This is a genomic window from Teichococcus wenyumeiae (assembly GCF_003696345.1).
Classification (GTDB): domain Bacteria; phylum Pseudomonadota; class Alphaproteobacteria; order Acetobacterales; family Acetobacteraceae; genus Pseudoroseomonas; species Pseudoroseomonas wenyumeiae.
The window spans coordinates 1-1,325 of sequence record NZ_RFLX01000138.1; the positions used below are offsets into that span (position 1 = coordinate 1).

The 1,325-nt window shown below is 72.5% G+C and carries 1 protein-coding gene; it reads left to right on the plus strand.

The window, feature by feature from the left end; all coding sequences use genetic code 11:
• On the plus strand, positions 1 to 1,325 hold a 1,325-nt coding region (locus EBE87_RS30435), incomplete at both ends, for a class I SAM-dependent methyltransferase (RefSeq protein ID WP_147465070.1).

A 1,325-nucleotide genomic window follows, 5' to 3' on the forward strand; every position in this document is an offset into this window, starting at 1 on the left:
ACCTTGCACACCTGGCTGCAGGACCTGCTGCCCAGCAGCCCCGCCGCGGTGCTGGATGTCGGCGCTGGCAGTGGCCGCGACGCCGCCTGGCTAGCGGGGCTGGGGCACGACGTGGTGGCGGCCGAGCCGGCAAACGCCATGCGGACCGAGGGCATGCGGCGCCACCCGGAGCCACGCATCCGCTGGGTCTCTGATGCCCTGCCCGAGCTGGGCGGCCTGCTGCGCACCGGCCTCAGCTTCGAGGTGATCCTGGTCAGTGCCGTCTGGCAGCACCTGCATCCCAGCCACCGTCCGCGGGCCTTTCGCAAGCTGGTCTCGCTGCTGAAGCCCGGCGGCCTGCTGGCCCTGACCCTGCGGCATGGCCCAGCCGAACCCGGGCGCGGCATGCACCCGGTGTCGCTGGGGGAGATCGAGGGGCTGGCGCGGGATCACGGCTTGGCGGTGATCCGGCGCGCGGATGCCCTGGACAGCCTGGGGCGGCCCGAGGTGTCCTGGACCTCGGTGGCACTGCGGTTGCTGGATGACGGCACCGGCGCCCTGCCCCTGCTGCGGCACGTCATCCTGAATGACCAAAAGCAGTCCAGCTACAAGCTCGGTCTGCTGCGCGCCCTCTGCCGCGCCGCCGATGGCGCGGCCGGCTTGGCGCAGCCCGCCGGTGACGCTGAGGTGGTGCTGCCGCTGGGCCTGATCGCGCTGCACTGGCTGCGGCTCTACCTGCCCTTGGTCCGTGCCGGCCTGCCACAGGGGCCGGGCAACCAGGGGCCTGATGGACTGGGCTTTGCCGGTCCTGGCTTTCGCGCCCTGCTGGCGGGGGCTGCCACCGTGGCAGACCTGCGGATCGGCAGCCGCCTCAGCGGCGCGGCGGCGCAGGCGCTGCATGCTGCGCTGAAAGAGGCCGCCAAGACGATCACGGTGATGCCGGCGACCTACATGACCTACCCCAACGGCGGGCCGATCCTGCCGGTGGAGCGAGGCAGGCCTGGAGCTGCCCCGGGCGCGCTGCTGATCGATGCCGCCTACCTGCAGAGCTTCGGCACCTTGCGGGTGCCGCTGCACCTGTGGCGGGCGCTGCAGCGCTTCTCCGCCTGGGTGGAGCCGGCGCTGGTGGCCGAATGGACCCGGCTGATGGCCGACTATGCGCGGCGCATGGGACAGGCGCTGGATCAGGGGCAGGCGGCGCAGGCGATGGTTTGGTCGGAGCCGGAGCGCGATGTCGCCCTGCCCCGCCGCATCGCGCTGCGGCAGTTGCAGGCGCGGCCGCTGCACTGTGTCTGGACCGGCAGAGCCCTGGCCCAGGACAGCCTCGACATCGATCACCTTTTCCC